This window comes from Syntrophobacter fumaroxidans MPOB (genome assembly GCF_000014965.1).
In the GTDB taxonomy this organism is placed as follows: Bacteria; Desulfobacterota; Syntrophobacteria; order Syntrophobacterales; family Syntrophobacteraceae; genus Syntrophobacter; species Syntrophobacter fumaroxidans.
This window is the reverse complement of sequence record NC_008554.1, coordinates 177,040-201,331: the sequence shown is the minus strand read 5'-3', so window position 1 is coordinate 201,331 and position 24,292 is coordinate 177,040. Positions and strand designations below refer to the sequence as shown.

At 59.6% G+C, this 24,292-nt stretch carries 20 protein-coding genes; 13 read left to right on the top strand and 7 right to left on the bottom strand.

Annotation, left to right across the window (positions count from 1 at the left end; all coding sequences use genetic code 11):
• Positions 1-2 precede the first annotated feature (2 nt).
• On the top strand, positions 3-1,325 hold the full coding sequence (mtaB, locus tag SFUM_RS00865; RefSeq protein ID WP_011697041.1) for a tRNA (N(6)-L-threonylcarbamoyladenosine(37)-C(2))-methylthiotransferase MtaB: 1,323 nt from the start codon (positions 3-5) through the stop codon (positions 1,323-1,325).
• A gap of 21 nt (positions 1,326-1,346) precedes the next feature.
• Here mtaB and SFUM_RS00860 read toward each other — a convergent pair whose 3' ends face one another.
• Entirely contained in the window at positions 1,347-3,035 is a 1,689-nt protein-coding gene (locus SFUM_RS00860; RefSeq protein WP_011697040.1) for a DUF6178 family protein, read from the bottom strand.
• Positions 3,036-3,402: 367 nt separating this feature from the next.
• On the opposite strand from SFUM_RS00860, the gene SFUM_RS00855 reads away from it, so the two are divergent.
• The 4 genes from SFUM_RS00855 to coaE are packed head-to-tail and all read left to right on the top strand — an operon-like array spanning position 3,403 to position 6,383.
• Positions 3,403-4,167, top strand: a complete 765-nt coding sequence (locus SFUM_RS00855; protein ID WP_011697039.1) for an ABC transporter ATP-binding protein — start codon at positions 3,403-3,405, stop codon at positions 4,165-4,167.
• On the top strand, positions 4,146-5,372 hold the full coding sequence (locus tag SFUM_RS00850) for a SufB/SufD family protein (RefSeq protein WP_011697038.1): 1,227 nt from the start codon (positions 4,146-4,148) through the stop codon (positions 5,370-5,372). The genes SFUM_RS00855 and SFUM_RS00850 overlap by 22 nt, the downstream gene beginning before the upstream one ends.
• Positions 5,373-5,416: 44 nt before the next feature.
• A complete protein-coding gene (locus SFUM_RS00845) occupies positions 5,417-5,743 on the top strand; it encodes a hypothetical protein (RefSeq protein WP_011697037.1) in 327 nt (108 codons plus the stop codon).
• Between the two features lie 37 nt (positions 5,744-5,780).
• Positions 5,781-6,383 (top strand): dephospho-CoA kinase, encoded by a 603-nt coding sequence (gene coaE, locus SFUM_RS00835; RefSeq protein WP_049766247.1) that lies wholly within the window; start codon positions 5,781-5,783, stop codon positions 6,381-6,383.
• 149 nt (positions 6,384-6,532) lie between these two features.
• Here the strand turns inward: coaE and SFUM_RS00830 are convergent, their stop codons facing one another.
• Together SFUM_RS00830 and SFUM_RS00825 are read right to left on the bottom strand one after the other, a co-directional pair.
• On the bottom strand, positions 6,533-8,431 hold the full coding sequence (locus tag SFUM_RS00830; protein ID WP_011697035.1) for a peptidylprolyl isomerase: 1,899 nt from the start codon (positions 8,429-8,431) through the stop codon (positions 6,533-6,535).
• Positions 8,432-8,450: 19 nt separating this feature from the next.
• Positions 8,451-8,654 carry a PLDc N-terminal domain-containing protein gene (locus SFUM_RS00825; protein WP_041439527.1) on the bottom strand — a complete coding sequence of 68 codons (204 nt, stop codon included), beginning with the start codon at positions 8,652-8,654 and terminating at the stop codon, positions 8,451-8,453.
• A 617-nt stretch (positions 8,655-9,271) separates the two neighbouring features.
• Here SFUM_RS00825 and SFUM_RS00815 point away from each other — a divergent pair.
• From SFUM_RS00815 to SFUM_RS00785, 6 genes are all read left to right on the top strand, one after another.
• Positions 9,272-10,318 (top strand): 3'-5' exoribonuclease YhaM family protein, encoded by a 1,047-nt coding sequence (locus tag SFUM_RS00815; RefSeq protein ID WP_011697032.1) that lies wholly within the window; start codon positions 9,272-9,274, stop codon positions 10,316-10,318.
• A 53-nt stretch (positions 10,319-10,371) separates the two neighbouring features.
• Positions 10,372-11,379, top strand: coding sequence for a DNA polymerase III subunit delta' (holB, locus tag SFUM_RS21205; protein WP_011697031.1), 1,008 nt, complete (start codon positions 10,372-10,374; stop codon positions 11,377-11,379).
• On the top strand, positions 11,348-12,145 hold the full coding sequence (locus SFUM_RS00805) for a PSP1 domain-containing protein (RefSeq protein WP_011697030.1): 798 nt from the start codon (positions 11,348-11,350) through the stop codon (positions 12,143-12,145). The genes holB and SFUM_RS00805 overlap by 32 nt, the downstream gene beginning before the upstream one ends.
• Positions 12,146-12,308: 163 nt before the next feature.
• Positions 12,309-14,219 carry a methionine--tRNA ligase gene (gene metG, locus SFUM_RS00800; RefSeq protein ID WP_011697029.1) on the top strand — a complete coding sequence of 637 codons (1,911 nt, stop codon included), beginning with the start codon at positions 12,309-12,311 and terminating at the stop codon, positions 14,217-14,219.
• A 341-nt stretch (positions 14,220-14,560) separates the two neighbouring features.
• Positions 14,561-16,339 carry a glycosyltransferase family 39 protein gene (locus SFUM_RS00790; protein WP_011697027.1) on the top strand — a complete coding sequence of 593 codons (1,779 nt, stop codon included), beginning with the start codon at positions 14,561-14,563 and terminating at the stop codon, positions 16,337-16,339.
• A complete protein-coding gene (locus SFUM_RS00785; RefSeq protein WP_011697026.1) occupies positions 16,336-17,811 on the top strand; it encodes a glycosyltransferase in 1,476 nt (491 codons plus the stop codon). Before SFUM_RS00790 ends, SFUM_RS00785 begins: the two co-directional genes overlap by 4 nt.
• Here the strand turns inward: SFUM_RS00785 and rsmB are convergent, their stop codons facing one another.
• The 4 genes from rsmB to def are packed head-to-tail and all read right to left on the bottom strand — an operon-like array spanning position 17,812 to position 21,444.
• On the bottom strand, positions 17,812-19,161 hold the full coding sequence (rsmB, locus tag SFUM_RS00780) for a 16S rRNA (cytosine(967)-C(5))-methyltransferase RsmB (protein ID WP_011697025.1): 1,350 nt from the start codon (positions 19,159-19,161) through the stop codon (positions 17,812-17,814).
• Complete coding sequence (locus tag SFUM_RS22755; protein ID WP_011697024.1) at positions 19,158-19,961, bottom strand: DUF116 domain-containing protein; 804 nt, start codon at positions 19,959-19,961, stop codon at positions 19,158-19,160. Before SFUM_RS22755 ends, rsmB begins: the two co-directional genes overlap by 4 nt.
• A gap of 26 nt (positions 19,962-19,987) precedes the next feature.
• Positions 19,988-20,965, bottom strand: coding sequence for a methionyl-tRNA formyltransferase (fmt, locus tag SFUM_RS00770; RefSeq protein WP_049766246.1), 978 nt, complete (start codon positions 20,963-20,965; stop codon positions 19,988-19,990).
• The gene (def, locus tag SFUM_RS00765; RefSeq protein WP_011697022.1) at positions 20,932-21,444 is read right to left on the bottom strand and encodes a peptide deformylase; all 513 of its coding nucleotides are present in this window, start codon (positions 21,442-21,444) and stop codon (positions 20,932-20,934) included. Before def ends, fmt begins: the two co-directional genes overlap by 34 nt.
• Before the next feature lie 459 nt (positions 21,445-21,903).
• On the opposite strand from def, the gene SFUM_RS00760 reads away from it, so the two are divergent.
• Both SFUM_RS00760 and SFUM_RS00755 read left to right on the top strand, forming a co-directional pair.
• Complete coding sequence (locus tag SFUM_RS00760; protein ID WP_011697021.1) at positions 21,904-22,914, top strand: glycosyltransferase family 2 protein; 1,011 nt, start codon at positions 21,904-21,906, stop codon at positions 22,912-22,914.
• Positions 22,915-22,959: 45 nt separating this feature from the next.
• Positions 22,960-24,072 carry a glycosyltransferase family 4 protein gene (locus SFUM_RS00755; protein ID WP_011697020.1) on the top strand — a complete coding sequence of 371 codons (1,113 nt, stop codon included), beginning with the start codon at positions 22,960-22,962 and terminating at the stop codon, positions 24,070-24,072.
• Positions 24,073-24,292: the final 220 nt, after the last annotated feature.

Genomic DNA, 24,292 nt, shown 5'->3' with positions numbered 1-24,292 from the left:
CTTTGACGTCGAAAAAAGTGGCCGTGGAGACTCTGGGCTGCAAAGTGAACCAGTACGAGTCTTCCGTAATGATGGAATCCTTGATGCAGGCGAACTGGCAGCCGGTTTCATTCAAAGGCGCGGCCGACCTCTACGTCGTCCACAGTTGCGCGGTGACTTCCAGTGCCGCGTTCCAGACGCGGCAACTGCTCCGCCGCGCACGGCGACTGAATCCCGGAGCATTGATCGCCGTGGTGGGTTGCGATGCGCAACTCGACCACGACCGGTTGGCGGCCGGAGAGTTGGCCACGCACATCCTGGGCACGGCGGAAAAGTTCGACATCGCGCGATGGATCGAGGTACCCGCAAGCTTTGCCGCGCCGTGTCGCGCCGTGAAGGGTGTGAACGACATCCCGCGTTTGAGCGCCCAGGCGGTTTCGTGCATGCACACCGGACGCACTCGTGCTTATCTGAAGGTTCAAGACGGCTGCAACGCGTACTGTTCCTATTGCGTGGTCCCGTACACGCGCGGCCGCAGCCGCAGCCTGCCGGCCGACGAAGTTCTTTCCCGGTTGCGCCGGTTCGTCGAGGTGGGATATCGGGAGGTCATCCTCACCGGGATCCATCTTGGCCAGTGGGGAAAAGACCTGACACCGACCCGGGACCTGGCCGGACTGCTCGATCGCATCGGGGATTCCGACTCGCCGCCCCGGGTGCGCCTCAGTTCCCTCGAACCCCTGGAGTGGAGTGCCGGTCTCCTGCGCAGGATTTCCACCGTCCCCTGGATTTGCCCTCACTTCCACATTCCATTGCAGAGTGGAGACGACGATGTTCTGGCCGCCATGCATCGCCCCTATACGGCACTACAATACGCGAACCTCATCCGGGAGCTCCGCATGTTGTTCCCCGAGGCCGCCCTGGGTGCCGATGTGATGGTGGGCTTCCCGGGAGAAACGCAACGCCGGTTCTTGAACACGCTCCACCTGGTTGAGGAGCTCCCCCTCACCTACCTGCACGTATTCCCCTTCTCACCCCGCCCGGGTACGCCCGCCGCGGACATGCCCGGCAGAATTCCGGGTGACGAGACGAAAAAGAGAGCCCGACTGCTGCAGGACATCGGCACAAGAAAGCGAAGGCAATTCAGCGAGCGGTTCCTCGGGCGAAGCGTGGAGGTACTCGTGGAATCGGCCGCGCCCCGTGCCGGCTGGCTGAGGGGTACCACCGCGAATTATTTGCAGGTTTTGTTCCCGGCAGGTCCACCCGTGCTTCCCGGCTCCATTGTCCGGGTGCAGGTCGTTCGATCCGGGGACCGCGAACTGATCGCCGCGGCTCCGGCAGGCGGGTGAGCGGTTCCCGGCGTTGCGCCGCTATCCCTGCGTGAAGAGAAGCAGCGGCACGTTCCGAGGATCGGGAGGATCGGAAGAGGTGAAGCCCGACATGTCTTCCCGGAAGGCGACGAGGACCGAGTCGAGGTATTCGAGGACGCCTCCCTGGAGGTCATTGTCCGGAAGAACCGTTTGCGCCCATTGGACAATCACCTTCCGGAGGGTCTCCGGCCGAGCGAGGCCGAACAGAACCGGCCATCGTTCCAAGGGGATGAGGTCGAGCCTCCACTGGCCATCGAGAACGGCGCGTGAGGCCGACGTCAGGATCATCGATCCGAGAGTCACTTCGGCAAGGCTTCCTATCTGACCGCCGCGCCAAAGTTTGCGATCCAGCAGGTCGGGATCGGGCATCAGTGCGGCGTACAGCCGCCCGATCCGGGAAACGCTTTCAATAAAACGGCCCGCCTCCAACAGGTCGCTTTCGCGACGGAAAAAGTCCTCACCGCTCCGGGCTCCCGCCGTTGAGGCCGGTCTCAACAGCTTCGGTGTCCTGCGAATCAGCAGTTCGGCCCGTTCCAGCCATTCCCGATCCAGGCACCTGATCCCCTCCGGCCACCGGGACAACCATCCGCCCCGGAGCAACTCCAGGAGGCGGTTCCGCAGGTTGCCGATCTCCGTCTGGGCCAGACGAAACAACTGCTCGAGATGAATGTTTTCGACCGCGCCGACGGCAACGGCAAGGTCTCCGTCGCTCAGAAGCTCGAGACCCAGGTTGACGCAGGCCACCGTCTTTTCCACCGCCCGCCGCAGCATTTCAGGTTCTTCGGGCGGGAGCCGGTCGGCGACGATCACTTTGTTGGCCAGCGATGCCAGCTCCATCTGAACCAGATCGAGCGACGACTTCCGACGCACTTCCTGAAGCGCGCGATCCAGCAGGTCACCCTCGGGAATCAGGGCCAGAGCGAAAGCCGGCGGGCGGAATTCTTCAGAAGGCGATTCGAAAGGCTGCTTGTCCGCTTTTATTTCCCGCAGGCCAATGCTGCGGTAGACCTCCAACGCATCGTAGAAGTCGGGGATGGCCTGGTCTTCCATCCGGCCGCGGTGAAACCGGTAGGCGTCCTCTTCCATTTCCGGGTCCAAAGCCCAGATCGCGGCGTTCATGAGCTCCCGGTAAAAGCCGGGATGCGCTTCGAAAAGGAGACTCAGCATACGGTTGATCAGATCTTCGTACTGCGGGTAGAGCGCTTCCCAGAAATACACGTCATCGATGGTGTTGCGCGGGAGTTGCTCTCTTGCTTCGACGGGATCCGTGTCGTCGGGCATCAACTGCACCCGGATCCATTTCTTGAAAAGGATCACCAACAGCTCAAAATCGACTTTGTAAAGCCATTCCAGGAGATTGCGTTCATTGGCCTTCTCGATGCGTTCCAGCCACTCGATGGCTCTGGAGACCTTGACCCGGTCCGCCTCCCACCATTCGAGATCGAACAGATGGATCAGTTGTTCGACATTGGCCATGGCCAGAAGCGGCAGTGCATCGTCGGGGCCGATCTCCATGACCGAAAAATAGTAATCCCGCACTTCCATTGCGGCCACCACGGAAGCCGCATCGCTGCGTTGCAGGATCAGCTCCAGCCTCTTTTTGGCCGGAACCTTCATCAGCTCCCCGGCAAGGTCCCGCGGGGACAGCTTTCCCAGTCGTTTTTCTTCAAGATCCAGAACCTGAGCCATCTGATCTCCGGAACGTTCTCTGTTGGGACATTCGCGCTATTCCAGCAACGAGCAGTATAGTCGAGTCTACCCCGGTGGGCAAGCGGCACCCCAGCCGTCATCCGGGCCGGGAGCGGTTCCGCCCGAAGTCGGCCCTCGCGGCGCGGGCCGCCGGCATGACTTTCGGAGAAGCCCGAAGAACCACGGGCACCTCGCGAGGGAATCTCCTGGCGGACTTCTCCATTAAATATTGGGAATCAAGGGTCTTTCCACGGCCGCTGCCGCTGCATTCCGCTTGCGTCGCCCGATGCGAGAGTTTATAAATAGAGTCGGTATCGGATTCAACGCATATTCTTGACTTACGGCGGGTATTGACGGGAGATATCGCATGTTGCTCATCGAGGACCTGCAGGTTGAACTTGCAGGCCAGGTCATACTCAAGCACATCGACTTGGAAATCAAATGGGGAGAGACGCACGTGCTCTTCGGCCCGAACGGTTCGGGCAAGACGTCCCTGCTGATGACCATTATGGGCTATCCGCAGTACAAGGTGATCGGCGGCAGGATCCTGTTCAAGGGCGTGGACATTACGTATATGCCCATCAACGAACGGGCCCGGCTGGGCATCGGGATGTCCTACCAGCGACCGCCGACGATTCACGGCCTGAGGATTCGCGACATCGTCGGTATTTGCGCGCGCCGTGAAGTCCCCGTGGAAGACCTGGCCCGGAGGGTGGATTTCGAGGAGTTCCTGGACCGGGACGTGAATGCGGGGTTTTCCGGCGGAGAGATCAAACGCTCCGAGTTGCTCCAACTGCTGGCGCAGAATCCCGACCTGATGCTCTTCGATGAACCCGAATCCGGCGTGGACCTCGAAAACATCGCCCTTGTGGGAAACACCATTGCGGAGCTGCTCCAGAAAGAACTCGAGCCAACCCTGCTCAAGTCGCGCCTGAGGATGATGCGTGAACGCACGAAGATGGGACTGATCATCACTCATACCGGTTACATCCTCGACTACGTCGAGGTGGACAAGGGACAGGTTCTTTACGACGGGGTCCTGAGCTGTTCGACCAACCCCCGCGAAATTCTCAGATGCATCGGCGAAATGGGTTACGAGGAATGTGTGCGATGTACGATCGACAGGAACTGAAGGAACGCGCCGCCAAGGCGGCGAACAAGAAAGCCGCGATCGGCCCGGATGTCGATCTCGGCGAATTCCGGAGGACCCCGGTGGAGCACCATTATTTGTCGGACCGGGACCTGCGGAATGTGCCCGCGGAAGATCGGGAGCGGCTGATCATGTCGGGGGTGGACGTCGACGAAAACGAACGGATCGCGACCTATTTTCAAAAAGACACTTCGGTCGTGCACTGCAAGAGCCGGCAGAAGGATATCCAGGTCATCCCCATCCGGCAGGCACTCAAGGAATGCGACTGGATCCGGGATTACTATTGGAAGCTCGTCTCCGTGGATGCGGACAAATACACCGCCTCCGCCGAGATGGAGCTGCACGACGGGTATGTGATCCGGTCTCTGCCCGGAGCAAAGTCCGAGTATCCCGTGCAGGCCTGCCTTTATCTCGACAAGGAGGGAATTCAGCAGAACGTGCACAATATCGTCATTGCGGAGGAGGATTCGGAGCTGCATATCATCACCGGTTGCTCCACGTCGCCGCATTTGACGAAGGGGCTGCATGTGGGGGTGTCCGAGTTTTACGTCAAGAAGAACGCCAAATTGAGCTTCACCATGATCCACAATTGGGCGGAAGACCTGGTCGTGCGGCCCAGGTCCGTGAGCCGGATCGAGGAAGGGGGCCTTTTTCTCAACAATTACATTTGCATGAAACCCGTGCGCTCGCTCCAGATGTATCCCACGACCTTTCTGACCGGAGAAGGCGCGGTCGCCCGCTACTACAGCATCATTGTGGGAAGCCCGAATTCGGAGTATGATGTGGGAGGTCGTATTGTGCTCCAGAAGCCGGGCACCCGGGCCGAGATCGTCGCAAGGTCCATCAGCAACGGAGGCAGAATCATCTCGAGAGGACACCTCATCGGCGAGGTGCCGGACATACGGGCGCATCTTGAATGCAAAGGATTAATATTAAAGGGTGGAATGATTTATGCCGTACCTGAACTAGAAGGCCACGTGGACGGGGTTGAAATGTCCCATGAAGCCGCTGTCGGGAAAATTGCCCAGGAGGAGATCAATTACCTGATGTCCAGAGGTCTCGACGAGGAAGAAGCGACTTCCACCATCGTGCGCGGCTTCCTCAACGTCGATATCCCGGAGCTGCCGTCTCAACTCAGGGCCGAGATCGACCGGGCGATCGAGATGAGCGGAAAAGACGTGATGTGAGTTGCAGGACCGGTTTTCTTACAATAGTAAAGGGAGATTTGGTCATGAAGAAGAAGATGCACCTGCTGTTCATCATTCCCCTGCTGTTCGGGTTGCTCTGCACCCCGGTCTGGGCCGAAACGCTGGCCCCCGAGCCGGTTTCGCAGCGGGCCCAGATGCTCTACGAGTCACCGCCGGCGGAGCTTATCCTGGCGGACGTCTTTATTCTGAGACCGGCGGGTATCGTTGCCACGGCCCTTGGACTGGCGGGCAGCATCGTTGCCTACCCCTTCGGCGTGACGAGCTGCAGCACCGAAATCATCGATCAAAAGCTGGTCCGGGAACCTTGGGATTACACATTCTGCCGGCCGGTGGGACGCATCGATTACTGAGCTTTCCCGGGAACGGCCGAATACGGGCTCGGTGAGAGTGAATGCGAAGAGGATCGCCCTGACGGGGGGAATTGCCTCGGGCAAGAGTACCGTTGCCCGAATGTTCGCCGACCGTGGAGCGCTCATCCTCGATGCGGATGTGGCGGCTCGCGAGGCGGTCGAGCCCGGGTCGGAGTGCTGGCAGCGGTTGCGTGAGTGGCTCGCACCCGCTTTTTTCGATGCGGAAGGACGCCTCGATCGGCGCAGACTGCGGGATCTGATTATCCGCGATCCGCAGTGCCTCGTGCGTTTGAATGCAATCCTGCACCCTTTTATTTTCGCCCGTATGGAATCCCAATGGCGCCGGGAGATTGAGGCTCGCACGAGGCGTGTGGTGATCTTCGATATTCCGCTGTTGTTCGAATCACATGCCGCGGACCGCTTCGATATTGTCATTCTGGTTCATGTGCCTCCCGAAATTCAAATCGGGAGGCTCATGAAGCGCGACGGTCTGACCCGCGCCGAAGCCGAAAAAACCCTCGAAATCCAGCTTCCCATCGATTCAAAGATACCCTTGTCGCAGATCGTCATCGACAACAGTCTCGACCTCGACCATACGTCGCGCCAGGTCCTGGATGCCTGGAACAGAATTGCGTCCTGAAGACGAAGAGAAACCGGCGCGGCAAAACAGGCGCAAGGCAGCCCCGATGCACGGAGGGAGATCGGGGATTCCATTAAGAAAAGCCCCTTCCCGTCCGTCACTCCCCCGAATCGCCATGGACCGGGGGCACACCGGAACCCTGCCCGAATCTAGAGCTTCTTGAGTGCGACTATTTTGGACTTCCCCCGCTGCTCCTGCAGCCACGCGGTCCACATCATGCTCTGTTTCTGCTGGGTCAGCCTCTTGACGATATCGGCCCGTACCTTTTCCAATTCACCCTCGGGAAGTCTCCGCCCCAGCAACTGGCAGACCAGGAAACGGTTGCCGAACTCAAGGGAACTGTCGGGAAAAGGCTGGTTTTCCTCCAGCCGGAACACCTGATCGACCGCCCCCCCGCGCAGCAGGCGCAAGTCTTTGTCCGGCGCGTGCCGCGAAAACCAATCGCTTTTCCTCACGGCAAGCTTCAAGCCGCTTGCGGCCGTCTCCAGGCTGTTCGCCTTGCGCGCCGCGTCCAGCAGTTCCGCCGCTTTCTGCTGGGCCAGAACTCGCGCCCGTTCCGCCCGGCAATCTTTTTCAACTCTTTGCTTCACCTTGTCGAAGGACGGCACCTGAGGGGGTTGGATCCCCGTCACCTGCGCGATCAAGTATCCCTGAGGGGTGTCGAAAATATCGCTGAAATCCTTCTCGGGAAGCTCGAAAAGCTTCCGGCTGATGTCCGCCAGAGGGGTCTGAAACCCCGGCAGAGGATCCGTTTCGGCTATCCACATGTCGCCTCCCGTGACGGGCATGTTCTGTTCCTCGGCCGATTTTGCCAGATCCTTTTTCGCGTATACCTGGTCGAGCAGCTTCCTGGCCTTTTCGTAGGCGGCCTCCCGGGCCTTCTGACGCTTCACCGCCTGTTCGATGCCGCTTCTCGCCTCCTCAAACGATGTCGTCTTTTCGGGAATGATCTCTTCGACCTTGATGATGTGAAAGCCGTCCGGCGTTTCCACCAAATCGCTTATTTCCCCTTTCTTCATTGCGAAGGCCGCATCGGAGAACGGCTCAAGCATCTGCCCGCGGGTGAAGGCCCCCAAATCGCCCCCGTTTTTTGCAGTGGCCGTGTCCTGGGAATACTTCCTGGCGAGCTCCGCAAAATCCTTTCCTTTCCTGGCCTCTGCAAGCACCTTTTCAGCTTCGGAGCGGGCCTTGGCGATTTCCTCCTCGGCGGCATCCTCCTTAAGCCTGAACAGGATTTGCCTCGCCCGCACCTGTTGCTCATGCCGATATTCCGAAATATGGTCGTCGTAGTAACGGCGCATATCGTCCCCGGTGACGCCGGCCTGGTCCATGTAGGCCTCGGGTTTGTAGAGCACCAGCGAAAACCGGCGTTTCTCCGGTTCCATGTAACGTTCCCTGTGGTTCTGGAAGTACTCCTGCGCGCCCTGCTCATCGACGGTCACCTTGTCCTCGAAGGACTTCGGATCGAACAAGGCGTAGGCGATCTGCACCTGGCCGTAGTTCGTTCGATAGTCCGCCGTCACTTCCTCATCCGTGACCACGACCTGCCTCTTGATGAAGTTGAGCAGTCGCTCGTAGGCGATGCTTTCAGCGATGTCCTTCTCAAAACCTTCAGGTGTCAACCGCTCCTGACGGAGGACCCTTTCATAGGTGAGCTGATCGAACCGGCCGTCATTCAGGAAAACGGGGTATTCGAGGATCCTGCGCCGGACTTCCTCGGTGCTCGCCGAAAGCCCGAGCTCGCGGGCCGCCTTGGAAACCAGGTAGCGATTGATGAGCATGTCCAGCACCTGGCCCTTGAGGTTCATCTCCTCGACCAGTTTCTCAGACCAGGCCTTGCCCAGTTGAGTGCGGTACCTCGTGACCATCTTTTCGTACACGTTATAGTAATCGCGCTCGCTGATGAACTCGTCATCGATCTGCACGACCGCGGTGTCGCTTTTCGACTGGTAGGTGGCTCCCCCCCACCACACGAACACGATCGCCACGAGGATGAGAAGTGCCTTGATCATCCAGGACTTTGAGTGTTCTCTGAAAAGGTTGAGCATAAGTCGGCAACGCCTCCTTCTACGAGATGGGTTCGGTGTGACGGCGAATCAGGATAATATAGATCATGGCTCCGATGAAAGGGAAAGTGGACACGATCGCGAACCACACGGCCTTTTTCCGGGGGCTTGCAAAGCGGCGTTTGGGTATATCCAGAATCGCCCAGAAAGTGGGTACGAGCGGAAGACTCAAAATCGCGATCAATGCCACGATATTCAAAGGCATCAGACACTCCTCGACGCCGTGTCGGCGTTTCGTGAGAAGAACCGCAACCAACGGGCTGCGCTCGGACAAGCCGCGAAGGACAATCCACCGGTCCGCAGCGGCTCTCATGACAGCCCGAAGAGGAAACCCTGAAAGCGCCCTTTCGCCCTTCTGCGACACCGCCGTGAGCGCGAGGCTCGCTTCGAGGCACGAAAACGCTCATCGTCCTTCCCGAGTATACCGGAACCCGGGGTGGCATTCGCCATTGCGCATGTCGTCAGGGTCATGTTCAGAGTGTATTGCCTCACGGACTCCATTTGGAATCCGAGTGTTTCTATAAACTTTTGTGGATTCCCCTGCAAGGATTTCTTGGTCGGGAACCGCATCTCCCCGGTGAACCCGCTCCTCCTCGCCTTGCGCGATCGCGTGGAATCCGGCGTCGAATTGCGCTACGGGCACGTCCCGCGCCGGTCACGCCGGTCCGGTGTCCATTTTGCCATTGAGATCAACCTGATCGGAGAGTAGAAAAGGAAATTTGACATGTTTCGCGTATATAATATAGAAGTATTGTTTTGATTCGCGGGGCGGGCAAGCACCTCGTTCCCTCTTGAATTGAACCGATCACAAGGCAGGACGACGTGTCGAAGACCTTTATCGCCGACATTCAGCCCAACCAGGATATCGCGGCGGCTTTCGTCGTGAGCGAGAAGCAGCTGCGGACCACCCGCTCCGGAACGGCGTTCCTCACGCTTCGGCTTGTCGACAGGACGGGAGAGATCACCGGCCGTGTCTGGGACAACGCGGCGGAGCTTGCCGCCGTCATCCCTCTCAAGGGAGCGGTGTTCCTGCGCGGTCGCAGCGAGACGTATCGGGACGAAATGCAGTTGAACATCCAGGAAGCTCGTCCACTGAAACCGGAAGCCGTCGACCCGGCGGATTTCCTCCCGGTGTGCCCGACGGACCGGGATGTTCTGTTCGAGAAACTGAGCGGGCGCATATCGGAGGTTGAAGACCGGCCCTGCAAACAGCTGCTCAAAGCCATCTTCAAGGATCGGGTTCTGCTGTCCCGGTTCAAGTCGGCACCGGCGGCCAAATCGATGCACCATGCCTATCTCGGGGGGTTGCTCGAACATACGCTTTCCGTCGTGGAACTCGTTCTCCGCATCTGCCGGCTGTACCCGTTTCTCGACCGGGACCTGCTCGTGGCCGGCGCCATATTGCACGACATCGGGAAGACCGATGAGTACGTTTACGACCTCGCCATCGACTATTCCCACTCCGGCCGTTTGCTGGGCCACATGGTTCTCGGCGTCCAGATCGTGGATGAGAAACTTCGTCTTTTGAAGGACTTTCCCGAGGAAAAAGCCTGGCTGATCAAGCACATGATTCTCAGCCACCACGGCGAGGCGGAATTCGGTGCCGCGAAGCTCCCCATGACGAGGGAGGCCTTCGTCCTTCACCACGCCGACGATCTGGACGCGAAGATGAACAACCTGACCCGGATCCTGTCGGAGCCCAAAATGGGGAACGAGGTGTGGACCGCCTACCAACCGCTGTTCGAACGATTCTTCTACCGTGGCCTGCCCAAAGAGCAGGCGGAAACCCCGCCCCTCGAAGGGGAAGAGACTGAAGATGAACGAGGGGTTCAGCTGAATCTCTGGAACCCGGAAAAACCGAAGAAGTAAGCGGAGACTGGAAAACTCGGCACCCATTCTTCACCCGATCGCGAAAGAAGATCATGTCGTTCAAAGATATTCCCGGGCAGGAACGAACGAAGCGGCTGCTGAAGCGGATGGCGCGAGCCGGAACGCTTCCGCATGCGGTTCTGTTCAGCGGCATGGCGGGCGTGGGCAAGCTGCGGGTTGCCCGGGAGCTCGCCAAGCTGGTCAACTGTCTCGAACCCCGGGACGACGAGAGTTGCGATCGCTGCATTTCATGCCGAAAAATCGATGAAGGGCATCATCCGGACCTTTTTGTCATCCGGAGCGAGGGCACGTTCATCAAACTGGACCGGATCCGGGAATTGCGGGAGCGCGTTCGCTTCCGTCCCTTCGAAGGCAGATTTCGAGTCGTCATCATCGAGAATGCCCAACACCTCCATGACGAGTCCGGCAATGCCCTGCTCAAGGTGCTCGAGGAGCCGCCGCGCGCAAACCTTTTTCTCCTTACGGCCATTGAGCCCCAGATGCTCCTGCCGACAATCGTGTCGCGGTGCAGTCACTTGCGGCTGCAGCCGCTCGAAGACGAGGTGATCGCAGGGGAGCTGGCCGCTTCCCTGAAGATCCCCGAGGCGCAGGCACGGGAGCTGACCCGGCTGTCGGGAGGCAGTCTCGACAGGGCACAGTGGCTGGCACGGGAAGAACACCTGTCCCACTGGAAGGAGATTGTCGAGAATCTCCGGAAATCCGAGCGGAGCGGCACGGCCGACGTTCTCGCCATGGCGGGGCGATGGGCCCAACAGAAGGAAGACTTGGAGCAGGATCTGGAATGCGTTAAATTGTGGGTGCGGGATCTCCTGCTCTCCCGCGTGATCGACGGTTACAGGCAGGCTTTCGAGCCGGATGACCCGTGCGCCGTTTGCGGTGGGGAGGTTTCTCCCGACAGTCTGTTGACCCTTTACGACCGGGTCGAAGAGTCGATCGGTCGTTTGCGCGGGAACGCCAACAAGCAGCTCGTCATGGAAAGCATCTGCCTGAACATAAAGGATGTCTTATATGGAAAAGGTTGTTGGAATCCGCTTCCGTAAAGGAGGCAAGATATATCATTTCGACCCTTCGGAATATGCTTTGAAAAAGGGCGATTTCGTAATGGTTCACACTGAACAGGGCATCGGGCTGGGACAGGTCGCGGAAGGCCCGCATGGCAAAGATCCCAGGTTTCATCCCTCGGAGGTGAAGAAAATCGACCGCCCTGCAACGACAGAGGAAATCCGGACTCACCAGAACAATCTTGAAGTCGAACAGGACGCCAAGAACTACTGTCTGGATCGCATAAAGGCACACCAACTCGCCATGAGTCTCGTTGACGTCGAATACTTCTTCGACGGCAGCAAAATCATTTTCTATTTTACGGCGGACGGCCGGGTTGATTTCAGGGAGCTGCTTAAAGATCTCGTCAGGCGATTGAGGACCAGGGTGGAACTGCGGCAAATCGGCATCCGCAACCAAGCCAAGATGGTCGGTGGTCTTGGGAATTGCGGCCGCCCGTTGTGCTGCGCCACTTTCCTCAAGAATTTCCACGCGGTTTCCATCAAGATGGCGAAGGAGCAGAACCTCAGCCTGAATCCCACCAAGATTTCTGGTGCCTGCGGAAGATTGATGTGCTGCCTGCAATACGAATACGATACCTACAGGGAACTCAAAAAAGACATGCCGAAACTCGGCAAGAAGGTGGAAATCCCGGAAGGACGCGGGAAGGTGATCCGCCAGAATGTGATGGAGAGATCGGTCACCGTCCTGATGGAGGACGGGCGCGAGATCGAAAAGCAACTAGACCCCCCGCCGAAAGGCTGACCTTGGGGCATCCGCGGCAACCCGGAGCTCGCCGCACCTGCAGGCACAGGAGCTCTCCGTGCCCCGGGAAGGCCATGCCGATGCGGCATTTGCCGGTACGCCGCCGACGGCGACGGGAATCGATCAGCGCAACCGGGCCGGACACCGAAAGAAAGGCATCTTCATGAATCGTTTCTACATCACCACCCCCATCTACTATGTGAATGCCGAACCGCATATCGGACACGCTTACACCACCATTGTGGCGGATGTGATGAATCGTTTCCACAAGCTGATGGGATTCGGGACATTCTTTCTCACCGGCACGGATGAGCACGGCGACAAGATCGTCCAGGCGGCCGCCGATGCCGGTACGGCTCCCAAGGAATATGCCGACCGCATCAGCGGGATGTTCAAGGAAGCCTGGTCGAAGCTCAACATCAGCAACGACCACTTTATCCGCACCACGGACCCGGAACACATCCGGGTGGTTCAGCACATCCTCCAGCAGGTTTACGACTCGGGAGACATCACCTTCAGCACGTACCGGGGCCTATACTGCGTGGGTTGCGAGCGTTTTTACACGGAACGCGAGCTGGTGGACGGCAAATGCCCCGATCACGACAAGGAACCGATCGAGCGGGAGGAAGCGAATTATTTTTTTCGCATGAGCAAGTATCAGAACTGGCTCATCGAGCATATCGAGTCGAACCCGGATTTTATCAGGCCGGAACGGTATCGCAACGAAGTGCTTGCCTTCCTGAGAGAACCCCTCGAGGATCTTTGCATCTCCAGGCCCAAGGAACGGCTCGCCTGGGGGATCACTCTGCCCTTCGACGAGCGTTACGTGACTTACGTCTGGTTCGACGCACTGATCAACTACGTATCCGCTCTCGGATACCCCGACGGACCGCTCTTCGGAGAATTCTGGCCCGTGGTGCAACACACCATCGCCAAGGACATCCTCAAACCTCACGGCATCTACTGGCCGACCATCATCAAGGCGGCGGGCTTCCCGGTTTATCGACACCTCAACGTCCACGGCTACTGGAAGATCAATGAGGGGAAGATGAGCAAGAGCAGGGGGACGGTGGTGCGACCGCTGGATATGATCCCCCTCTACGGGCTCGACGCCTTTCGTTACTTCCTGCTTCGCGAAATGGTGTTCGGCCTCGACGCCAACTTCAGCGAGGACGCCCTGGTGCAGCGTTTGAATTCCGACCTGGCCAACGACCTGGGCAATCTTTTCAGCCGGACGCTGGCCATGACGCTCAAGTATTTCGACGGCAAGGTGCCTCCCTTCGGCTCCGAACCGGACGATATGGACCGGGACCTCATCTCCCGGGTCGAACGGACCGTTGCGGAGTTCCGCGAGGAGCTTCCGGTATTCTGCTTCCACAAGGCTCTGATGTCCATATGGGAATGCCTGAATGCCGCCAACAAGTACATCGATACTGTCGGCCCCTGGGGGCTTGCCAAAGACCCGAGCCGGCACGGCCGCCTCGAGACCGTGATCCGGATTCTGCTCGAACTGAACAAGACCATGGCGGTGCTGATCTCCCCGTTCATGCCGTCCACTTCCGAAAAGATGCTCGAGCGGCTGGGCGTGGTGAAGCGTTCCATCGATTTGAGGCTCGCTGAAGACGGCCGCTGGGGCACCCTGGTCGAGGGGACCCCGGTTTCCAAGGGAGATGCGTTGTTTCCCCGGATCGACATCAAGGAGGAACGAAAACCCGCCGTCCCCCGGCAACCCGAGAAACGGCAGCCGAGCTTGCCCCTCCTGGACCTGGAAGCATTCAAGCAGGTGGATTTGCGCACCGGCGTGGTGAAGCATGCCGAACGAGTCCCAAAATCCGAGAAGCTGCTGCGGTTGTTGGTGGATATCGGTGAAGAGCGGCAGGTGGTCGCCGGAATCGCCCAGAGCTATTCGCCGGAGGAGCTCACGGGCAAACAGGTCGTCGTGGTGGCAAATTTGAAACCTGCCAAGCTGATGGGTATCGAGTCCCACGGAATGGTCCTGGCCGTCAGGGATGGCGATGCGCTGCGCCTTCTCACCACGGAAAAACCTGTCCCGGCCGGCTTGAGAGTCTCTTGAAACACATCGCCCTTGCCGATCGCATGGATGAGCACTCGAATCCCCGGCGTGCCGCCTTCTTTCCGGCGGGTCGGCCTCCCCCCGGGCGCGCGCGGCGGCGCATCGGGTCGACCGGCAGCCGCGCCGTGCCGACGCTCTCAATCGAGTGCCCGCCACGGCCCGCTCCCCTCTGCCGCCCGGTTCCCGCGCCGACGGACCTCCCGGCGCAAGTGCCGTGTTTTTCCTTCAAGCGGGAAGGAAATGTTTCCGTTTATCCATCGTGCATACCGCTGCCCAACAGCCGAAGACATCACGGCGCGCAAAACCTCGGCAAACGGACACTCTGAGAGGGACGGCAAACCATGTCGAATGAGCGGAAGACTTTTCTGTTCGGACTCATTGCACTGACCTCGATCTCCCTGGCTCTCCGTCTGCACGATTTGGACGCCGAAAGTCTCTTCATGGACGAGGCGCGCCAGATATCCTATTATGCGCTCAGCCTGCGCGATATCATCACCTACGCCGCCACCCAGGTTCAACCGCCTCTCGACTACTGGATCGGCCACGCGGTGTTTCTCATCGACCGGAGCGTCTTCGCCGCGCGGCTGCCCGCCGCGTTGTTCGGGGTGGGTTCGGTCGGCCTGCTTGCGATACTGCTCTCAAGATACTGTTCCTGGCAAGTCAGCCTCCTGACCGGGCTCCTGATGGCCATACTGCCGTTTCACCTGTATTTCTCACAGGAAGCACGGCCCTACTCCATCGTGATGTTTCTTCTGCTCGTGGTCCTGTGGCAGTTGGATAATTTCATGCGGGATTCCTCGTTGAGGGCGCGACATTTGCTCGCGCTGCCGGGTGCCTGTGTCCTGTTCCTGTACTCCAGCGGGCTCTCGCCGCTGATGGTGATCGTGGCGCTGTTTTCGGTTCTCGGGGCACCGGTTCTCGTTTCACTGGTGCGCCCGGGCCGGCTCGCCCCGGAGCGCCGAAAACGCAGCCTTGCCGCCATGGGAACGATCTGCATCGCCATCGGCTTGTATTTGCCGATTTTTTTCATCCTGGTCCAGACATCCAGGCGATACGCCCCGCATCTTTCCAAGGCAGATCCGGCCATTTACCTGACGCATCTCTTGAACTTCTCGTTCTTTCCCTTGTGGAGGGCCTATGTGACGCAATTGGAACCCATCGGCCTTCTGCTTTTGCCTTTTGTCCTGGCGGCGATTGTCCTGGCGATCAAACGAAGAGGCGAGCCCGGATTCTTCCTGCCCAAAATCGTGGCCGCCACGCTCCCGTGTGCGGCCGTCCTGCATCTTTTCGCCTACGGCGCCAACACCGAGTCTCCGTTCCGACCTCCCTATCCCATGTACATCTTGCCCCTGACGCTGTTTCTTGCCGCCTGCGCATGGCATGAACTCGCGTCCCGACTTCAAGCCGTCAAGATACCGGGACGGCGCGTACTGCTTGCCTCCATCACGGTCCTGATGTTTGTGTTCGTCCTTCATTCCACATGGGCCTTCAAGACAATGCGGAGGAAAGCCGACGTCAACGGAATTCGAGAATACATCGCAGGCGTCCGCCACCCGGGCACCGTGTTCTTCACGGGGGGCCTGGTAGGGTTCGGCGGCTGGTACCCGGAATTCGAACTGGGCAAGTCCCCGCACTGTCCCCTGGAAGCGCTTCCGCTGGTCGATGATCGGCGCTTGCTCTCGGAGGGCGAACCGGTGTTCCTCTTCTTCACCTTTCACGAGTATTTCCTGACGCCGTTTTCGAAATACCCGATCGTTCCCATTCCCGGCGACAAAACACCGTTGCCCCTGGAAAGACTTAGGAACAGCCCGGTCCTCTCCTGCGCCGAATACATCGGCTACGAGGGCGTCCGGCTGAAGAACCCGTCCGGGCGACTTGCCGAGGATGCCTTCAGGATTGCGGAAGCCATCCTCGAGCAACTCCCGGACAACAACGCGCTGGTCGATCTGCGTGTGGCGACGGCCAAGCTTGGGCGCGCATTGGGGCGGACCGACTACGAGGAGCACATCCGGAAGTCCATGGCCGTCCTCGACCCCTCGGAACGGGCCGTTCTGACCGCCCGGCTCCTGCGGGCCTCCCCTCCCATGATCGCTCATCCGAAGGAAAGCAACCAACCATGAAAGACAAGGCTCAGAAGCGAGAACTTTTCGACTCCCAGGCAGCGCGGCGAGACCATTGGAAGCAGAAAAACCAATATTATTACAAGGAATTGGAATCATTCCTCTCCTTCCTTATCCCGAGCGATGCATCGGTCCTCGAAATAGGATGCGGCACCGGCGACCTGCTGGCGCGGCTGAATCCTCCGTGGGGGCATGGCATCGACTTTTCTCCCGCGATGATCGAAGTCGCCAGGAGGAAGTATCCGCCCGACCGGTTCGAGAATCTGGCCTTTTCGGTCGATGATATCGAGGACTTGAAACACCGGGACACGTACGACCATATCATCATGTCCGATGTGCTCGGGGATTTGACGGACGTGTGGGCCGCTTTCAGGAACATGCGAACGGTATGCCATCCGGGCAGCCGGGTCATCATCACGTACTTCAATCCCTTGTGGGAGCCCGTGCTGCGACTGGGTGAACGCCTGGGAATGAAAATACCCCAGGATTATCAAAACTGGCTGTCGCTGAACGATATTCACAATCTCCTGGATTTGAACGGCTTCGAAGTCATCAAGAAGGGGCAGCTGCTTCTCCTGCCCAAACAGGTCCCGTTTCTTTCAACCTTTCTGAACCGTTACGTCGCCAAGATTCCGTTGCTGTGCAGGTTGCCCCTGGTCGTGTACCTCATTGCCCGGCCGGTGGTTCCCGAACGGACTCCGGACCGCAGGCCGTCCGTTTCGGTCATCGTCCCGTGCCGCAATGAGGAAGGGAACATCCGGCCGGCGGTGGAACGCATTCCCGAGATGGGAAGTCATACGGAAATCCTTTTCGTGGATGGGCTGTCCACGGATGGAACCGTGGCCGCCATCGAAGATGCCATAGGGGAATTCAAGGGGATCAAGGACATCAAGCTTCTGCACCAGGTCCCACCCGGCACCGGTCATGCGGGGCGCGAGGGCAAGATGCTCAAACTGGGCAAGGGGGACGCGGTTCGAAAGGGCTTTGCCGCCGCCTCGGGAGACATCCTCATGATCCTCGACGCGGACCTGACCGTCCCGCCCGAGGACCTGCCGAAATTCTACCTGGCCCTCACCGAAGGGGTCGGAGAATTCATCAACGGCACGCGCCTCATCTACCCGATGGAGGAGCAGGCCATGCGCTTCCTGAACAAACTCGGGAACAAGTTCTTCAGCCTGGCGTTCACCTGGCTGCTCGACCAGCGCATCAGAGACACGCTTTGCGGGACAAAGGTCCTCTTCAAGAAGGATTACCAGAAGATTGCCAACGGCAGGAGCTTTTTCGGAGACTTCGATCCGTTCGGGGACTTCGACCTGCTCTTCGGAGCGGCCAAGCTGAACCTCAAGATTGTAGAGGTTCCCATCAGGTACCGACGTCGAACGTACGGGGACATAAAAATCGAGCGGTTCAAGCACGGTTTGATTCTGCTGAAAATGAGCGGCGTGGCGATGCGGAAGTTAAAACTGCGCTGATCAGGCAGGTCGCTTCAAGCGGGCGGCAAAGAAGCCGTCCACCTGGTGGCGGTGCGGCCAGGTGCGGAAGAAGGGGCCGGACGCCATCCCCCGGCAGGCATCGGGCAAATCGGGACCGACGGGCTCGATTTGCCAGTCCGGATGAGAAGCCGCAAAGTGCTCGGCGACCGCATCGTTTTCTTCTTGAAACAGCGTGCACGCGGAATAGACCAGGGCGCCCCCCGGCTTGACGAACCGTGCGGCATGGTCCAGCATTTCCTTCTGAATCCTTCCAAACCGTCGGGGATCCTTGAGGTGCCGCCGCCATTTGATGTCCGGGTTGCGCCGGAGGGTCCCGAACCCCGAACACGGCGCATCGAGCAGAACCCGATCGAAAAGGTCCTCCGTTCCGGGAGAGAATTCGAACAGGTCCGCCGTGCGCGGCTTGATGATGCGCAGGCCCTGTCTCCGGGCGTTTTTTCGAAGCTCTTCCAGTTTCCAGGCGGAATTGTCCACGGCGACGACCTCTCCCCGGTCACCCATGAGGATGCCCAGGTGAGTGGACTTGCCGCCGAATCCGGCACACAGGTCCAGCACCCGCTCCCCTGCCCTGGGAGCCACAAGCGTGGAAACGATCTGGGACGCCTCGTCCTGCACCTGCACCAAACCGTCCCGGTAGATGGACGTCTCGGCAAGGTCCCGTCGCAAACCGCTCAAGCGCACCGCCGTCGGGACAACTCCCGACGGCTCGGCGTCGATCCCATGTTCCGCGCACCATTGGAGGATCGTGTCGATCGAAGTCTTGAGGGCATTGACGCGCAACGTCATCGGGGCAACGGTGTTGTTCGCATTGCAGATATCGAGGGTCTCCTCGAATCCGAATTCGTGCAGGAGCCGCTCCACGTACCATATCGGATGCGCGGTGGTCACGGCGATGTACTTGCCCGGTTCTTCGCCCGCTTCCGGCCATATCCAGCGGCTCCGGCGGCGCAGAGCCTCGCGCAGGACCCCGTTGACGAACTTTACGAGATACGCGGGCTGGGTTGTTTTCGCCATATTCACGGCTTCGTTGACGGCGGCATGGTCGGGGATGCGGTCGAGCATGAGTATCTGATAAAGGGCGAGTCGCAGAAGAATGCGGACGGCGGGGTCGATTTTTTCCGGGCGGGTCCTGCTCAGCTGGTCGATGTGCCAGTCAAGCCGGCCCTGCCAGCGAAGAACTCCATACACGAGCTCGGTCAGGAGCGCTCTGTCCCTTTCCTCGAGGCGCTCGTGCCGGCCGAGCATGCCGCGTATGAGACGATCGGGGTGAGAGGCATCGCGGTCCATGTGCAGGAGAATCTGAAAGGCCAAGACCCTGGCGTTGATCATGATTTTTCCCGGTTGATCTCCATCACCTCCTTGAGGATCGATTCGACCTGGTCCATGGCAACCTGGGTGTTCAGGCACGGACCGAAAGGACGCTGGTTGAAGATGCCGTAGACCGGCAGAGGCGTGGTATCCTGTATCCCGCTCGTTAGATCCCGTTCGCAAGCGACGGCGATGATCAGGTCGGGCCTTTTTTCGATCACGATCCTGCGCGCGATGGTCCCTCCCGTCGCCACCGCGAGGCTCACTCCGTATTTTTCCGAAAGATCGAGCAGATCTTTGATCCGGCATTTGCCGCACCGCTTGCAATTCTCGACCCGGTAGGTGATTTTCACCGGGCAGTCGGCGTTCTGAAGGCAGTGCGGCATCAACAGCAGAACGTTCCTGGGTGGATGTCCGTTTCTGCATTGAGCCATCACGAGCTCATTGTTCACGGCCACAAAAGCGTGCTGGACTTCCTCCTTGCGCAGTCCGATCAACTTGCCCACGACGGTCAGGGTCGGCAGCAGCCCCTTGACGGCAATACTGCGCAATTTCTTCGAAAACGGCACGTCGTGTCCCACGATGAATACCACCATGAGAAGCACGAGGCTGAGAACCACGAACCCCCCGACAGCGGCGACCAGAACCCCCATCACGATGGGCAGACCTGCATGGATGCGACTGAACCCGTAGTAGGGAACGATGTAGAACAGAACCAGGAGGATCGTCAGCAAAACGGCCGTTAGAGCGACCAGGATGAGAATGGTCTTTTTCTCCGGCTGTCCGGGAGGCATCTTGAACGAGGTTAGGCGCTGCGTCATGGATTCGGTTCTTTTCTTTGCGAATGTTATCCAAGCCTCGTGCCGGGCGGCAAAGGACGACCTCGAACGAATTCGGGCGCCGGAACCCGGCGCTGCCCTTCCATCTGCAGTTCGCCTATCAGCAGGCTCCGCCCGTCACCACCCAGAACGACCAGTCCGCCGGCTTGCAGCCCCACGATCTCCCCCCCCTGGCCCGCGGTTCGAAGGGAAAGCAGCGAAGCCCCGAAGCATTTGACCCGTTTCCCGCCACACATGAAAAAAGCACCCGGCTGAGGATCGAAGGCTCGAATCCGGCTAACGATATGCCAGGCCGGTTGAGTCCATTCAAGCCGGAACTCCTCCTTTCTCAGAGGCGGGGCATAGCTCGCATGGGCGTCATCCTGCGGCTCGGCGGCGACACTGCCCGCCTTCCACCCCTTCAGCGTCTCGATCAGCAGTTCGGCTCCCGCTGCGGCAAGCCGGTCATGCAATTCGCCAAACGTCTCGCGGTCCCCGATTTCCAGCCCACGGCGCGTCAGCACCGGCCCCGTATCCATCCCGGCGTCGAGGAGCATGACGCTGATCCCCGTCCCGGAATCCCCCTCGAGTATGGCGCGATGGATGGGGGCGGCTCCGCGGTACTTCGGCAGCAATGAAGCATGAACGTTCAGCGCGCCCCGTGGAAACACGTCAAGCAGAGCCTGGGGCAGTATTTGACCGAACGCGACCACCACGGCGCATTCAGCCCCGGCCGATCTGATACGATCGATCGCCTCCGGCTTCCTCACTCGATCCGGTTGAAATACGGGAATGCCAAGTTCTTGCGCCAACAGCTTGATGGGTGGGAGCGTGACTTTTTTTCCCCGCCCGCTCGGGCGGTCCGGCTGAGTTACGACAAGGAGTATGGGCGCACCCGCTTCCGCCAGTTTCCGCAAAGAAGGCACCGCAAATTCAGGCGTCCCCATGAAAACGAGCGGCGGCAGTCCGGTCGCTATGCTGTAGCCTCTTTCAGTTTTTTCTTCCATTTCCTCTTGAAAATGTCCCTGGTGATGGGATTCAATCGATCGATGAACAAGCGGCCTTCAAGATGATCGATTTCGTGCTGCAATGCCACGGCAAGGAGGCCGCCTGCCTGAATTTCCATTTCTTTCCCATCCCGGCCATACCCGCGAACCACCACCTCCGCATGGCGTTTTACCGCGGAAAAGTACTCGGGAACGCTGAGGCACCCTTCCTCCCAGGTGATTTCTCCTTGAGTCGCCACGATCTGCGGGTTTATCAGCACGATCAGGCCATGCTCTTCGTCCTGACGCTGCAAGTCGACCACAATGAGGCTGAGCGATCTGCCGACCTGATTTGCGGCCAGTCCGATGCCGGGAGCCTCGTACATGGTTTCGGTCATGTCGTCTATTAATTTAATGAGCGCCTCGTCGATGTTTTCGACGGAGGCGGCTTTCTGGCGTAAGATGGGATCGGGGTATGTACAGATGTCCAGAATGGCCATGAATCTTTCCTCGACAGCAAGAACCGGTAAGCATCCCCGGGCAGGCGGATCGCGGAAGCCGCACGGGAAACGCCTCCGAATGTTCCTTAATGACAATCAAACCTTTCAATTGTAACGCTTTAAGCCCCCGATTTCAACTGAGTTTCAGCGTCCGGGACAACGATGCGCCATCGCGCGATTGACACCCTCGCCGGATTCGTGCCATATTCCACGAGCCCGAAGGAAGCCAATCCCGTCACGGTTAATATTAATTCTTTCATCTCATAGAGTCGAATATAATGGGTGGAACGGATGACCCGCGGATATGCGTCGGGCGGGCGGGCATCCCTTGGCCCGGCGCAACGCCTCCTCCCGGGGCATGAGACGTGGGCCTCATCCGGATGAACAGGTTTTTCGGCTCGCGGAAGATCATGCGCAGACCCCGGGGCCTCGCGGCTCCTCGAAAAGAAAGTCCAAGCAGTGCTCACGAAGCGATTCTCCACAACCACGACGGATGCGACGGCGCCCGAAGTCAGCATCGTCATTCCGGCCTACAATGAAGCAGACGGCATCGGCAATCTCATCTCGCGGGTCCACGCGGTGATGACCTCGGCCGGCCGTTCCTACGAAGTGATCGTCGTCGACGACGGCTCAGCCGACGACACCGCGGACAATGCGCGGCGCGCCGGCGCGAGAATCGTCCGGCATCCGTACAACATGGGCAACGGCGCGGCGGTGAAGACCGGCATACGCAGCAGCAGAGGCGGGATCCTGGTCATGCTCGACGCCGACGGCCAGCACCCCCCCGACTACATTCCGGAGATGCTCGAAAAGACGGCGGACTACCACATGGTCGTCGGCGCCCGGACCAGGTCGTCGGAAACGAGCATCCACAGAGACCTCGCCAACACCATTTACAACTGGCTGGCAACCTATGTTTGCGGTCGCAGGATCGAAGACCTCACCTCCGGCTTCAGAGCCGTCAGGGCGCACGTGGCCCGCGAATTCGTGTCCCTGCTGCCGAACACCTTCTCGTATCCGACAACCATCACCCTAGCGACGATCCGCTCCGGGTACGGACTGACCTACCTTCCCATCAAGGCGGATCGGCGTGCATCCAACAGCAAGAGCAAGATCAAGCTCCTGCGGGACGGTTCCCGGTTCCTCCTGATCATTTTCAAGATCGCGACACTCTTTTCTCCCATGAAAATATTCCTTCCCGCCAGCGTTGTCACTTTCCTGCTCGGCCTGGGTTACGGTCTCTACAAGGTTGTCGTCCTCGACGGGCGGTACGGCCCGACATCCGCCATGTTCATGACTTCCTCGATCCTGATGTTTCTCATCGGCCTGGTGTCCGAACAGATCACTCAGAGCAGATTCGACCGCATGGAGTTTGTCGTCGACCCGGCACCCGTCGTCGATGCGACGGACAGCGCCGGTCAATCACCGCTCGCCGGCGATGAGCTTCCCGGGAAACAGGCCGGGCTTTGATCCGTGCAGTCACCGCCGACACAATCCCCCGAACGGACGAAATCCATGCGCGTTACGATGGTGAGCACATCCTATCCCTTCGATCCTGAAGACTGGCGCGGACGATTCATCAAGGAAATGGTTTACGCCCTGGCCGAAGATCGGGCCGTCGAGCTCTCCCTTTGGGCGCCGCCCGGGAAAATCCCCGACAACGTCGCCTACCGGCCGACAGCTGCTGAAGCCGCATGGCTCAAAGACTTGCTCGCCCGGGGAGGAATCGCCCACCTGATTCGCTCGCGAACCCCGCGCGGCTTCGAGGCGGTTTTCAAGCTGCTGTGGCTCCTGCGGAGGAACTGCCTGCGGAAACCCGAGGCGGACGTGGCCCACGTCAACTGGCTGCAAAACGTCCTGCCATTTTGGGGCACCTCCATTCCGGCCGTCGTGAGCGTGCTCGGCACCGACTTCGGATTGTTGCGCGTGCCCGGAGTCACCGGCCTGATCAGGACGGTGCTCCGGCAGAGGGAATGCCTCATCGCTCCCAATGCCGACTGGATGGTTCCGGAGTTGGAAAAGCGCTTCGGCGACGTGGCACGGGTCCGCGCGATTCCGTTCGGGGTGGACGACAGGTGGTTTTCGGTCAAGCCGATAAGAACGCCGGGGGCACCGAGGCAATGGCTGGTCGTGTCACGGGTGACCGAAAAGAAGATCGGCCCCTTGTTCTCGTGGGGAGAAGGGCTTTTCGGCACCGACGACGAGCTGCACCTGCTCGGTCCCATGCAGGAGGACCTTTCCATCCCGGGTTGGGTGCGCTACCACGGCCCGACCCATCCGGATGCGCTGGAAAGCGAGTGGTTCCCCCGCGCGGCCGGGTTGATTTCCGTGAGCCGGCACGACGAAGGGAGGCCGCAGGTCATTCTCGAAGCCATGGCGGCGAGGCTGCCCATTCTCGCATCCGCCATTCCCGCGCACCGCAACGTCGTCCGGCACATGGAAACGGGTTGGCTCGCGAGCTCGAGGGAGGAATTCGCCGGCGGCCTCGAATGGCTCGCTCGGCCGGACCACAACGAAGCCGCCGGTGCGAGCGCCCATGACTGGGTCAGGCGGGAAATCGGAACATGGCGGGATTGCGCCGACCGATACAAGACGGCATACCGGATGGTGACGGGGGTGGAGGGTTGAACGCAGGGGCCATTGACAGGGCGATACTCGTGCCGGGATGGGGCGGATTCAGGGGCCGGGCCGGTCTCCCTGCTAGAGCGGTTGCCGGCCGGCCAGGAGGAATGCGTTCAAACCGACCTCGCGCCGGCGCCGAGCACGGTCGGACAAAGGAGGGAAGCTCGCCCGCAGCGGGATGAAAAGCTCTGTTTTCACCCGAAAATGGAGCGGCGATCACCTGCCT

What these genes read in the sequence shown, in the direction of transcription:
- SFUM_RS00860 (WP_011697040.1), bottom strand. Translation starts at nt 3,035, where the DNA reads ATGGCTCAGGTTCTGGATCTTGAAGAAAAACGACTGGGAAAGCTGTCC.
- SFUM_RS00855 (WP_011697039.1), top strand. Translation starts at nt 3,403, where the DNA reads ATGTTGCTCATCGAGGACCTGCAGGTTGAACTTGCAGGCCAGGTCATA.
- SFUM_RS00850 (WP_011697038.1), top strand. Translation starts at nt 4,146, where the DNA reads ATGTACGATCGACAGGAACTGAAGGAACGCGCCGCCAAGGCGGCGAAC.
- SFUM_RS00845 (WP_011697037.1), top strand. Translation starts at nt 5,417, where the DNA reads ATGAAGAAGAAGATGCACCTGCTGTTCATCATTCCCCTGCTGTTCGGG.
- SFUM_RS00830 (WP_011697035.1), bottom strand. Translation starts at nt 8,431, where the DNA reads ATGCTCAACCTTTTCAGAGAACACTCAAAGTCCTGGATGATCAAGGCA.
- SFUM_RS00825 (WP_041439527.1), bottom strand. Translation starts at nt 8,654, where the DNA reads ATGCCTTTGAATATCGTGGCATTGATCGCGATTTTGAGTCTTCCGCTC.
- holB (WP_011697031.1), top strand. Translation starts at nt 10,372, where the DNA reads ATGTCGTTCAAAGATATTCCCGGGCAGGAACGAACGAAGCGGCTGCTG.
- SFUM_RS00805 (WP_011697030.1), top strand. Translation starts at nt 11,348, where the DNA reads ATGGAAAAGGTTGTTGGAATCCGCTTCCGTAAAGGAGGCAAGATATAT.
- metG (WP_011697029.1), top strand. Translation starts at nt 12,309, where the DNA reads ATGAATCGTTTCTACATCACCACCCCCATCTACTATGTGAATGCCGAA.
- SFUM_RS00790 (WP_011697027.1), top strand. Translation starts at nt 14,561, where the DNA reads ATGTCGAATGAGCGGAAGACTTTTCTGTTCGGACTCATTGCACTGACC.
- SFUM_RS00785 (WP_011697026.1), top strand. Translation starts at nt 16,336, where the DNA reads ATGAAAGACAAGGCTCAGAAGCGAGAACTTTTCGACTCCCAGGCAGCG.
- rsmB (WP_011697025.1), bottom strand. Translation starts at nt 19,161, where the DNA reads ATGATCAACGCCAGGGTCTTGGCCTTTCAGATTCTCCTGCACATGGAC.
- SFUM_RS22755 (WP_011697024.1), bottom strand. Translation starts at nt 19,961, where the DNA reads ATGACGCAGCGCCTAACCTCGTTCAAGATGCCTCCCGGACAGCCGGAG.
- fmt (WP_049766246.1), bottom strand. Translation starts at nt 20,965, where the DNA reads ATGGAAGAAAAAACTGAAAGAGGCTACAGCATAGCGACCGGACTGCCG.
- def (WP_011697022.1), bottom strand. Translation starts at nt 21,444, where the DNA reads ATGGCCATTCTGGACATCTGTACATACCCCGATCCCATCTTACGCCAG.
- SFUM_RS00755 (WP_011697020.1), top strand. Translation starts at nt 22,960, where the DNA reads ATGCGCGTTACGATGGTGAGCACATCCTATCCCTTCGATCCTGAAGAC.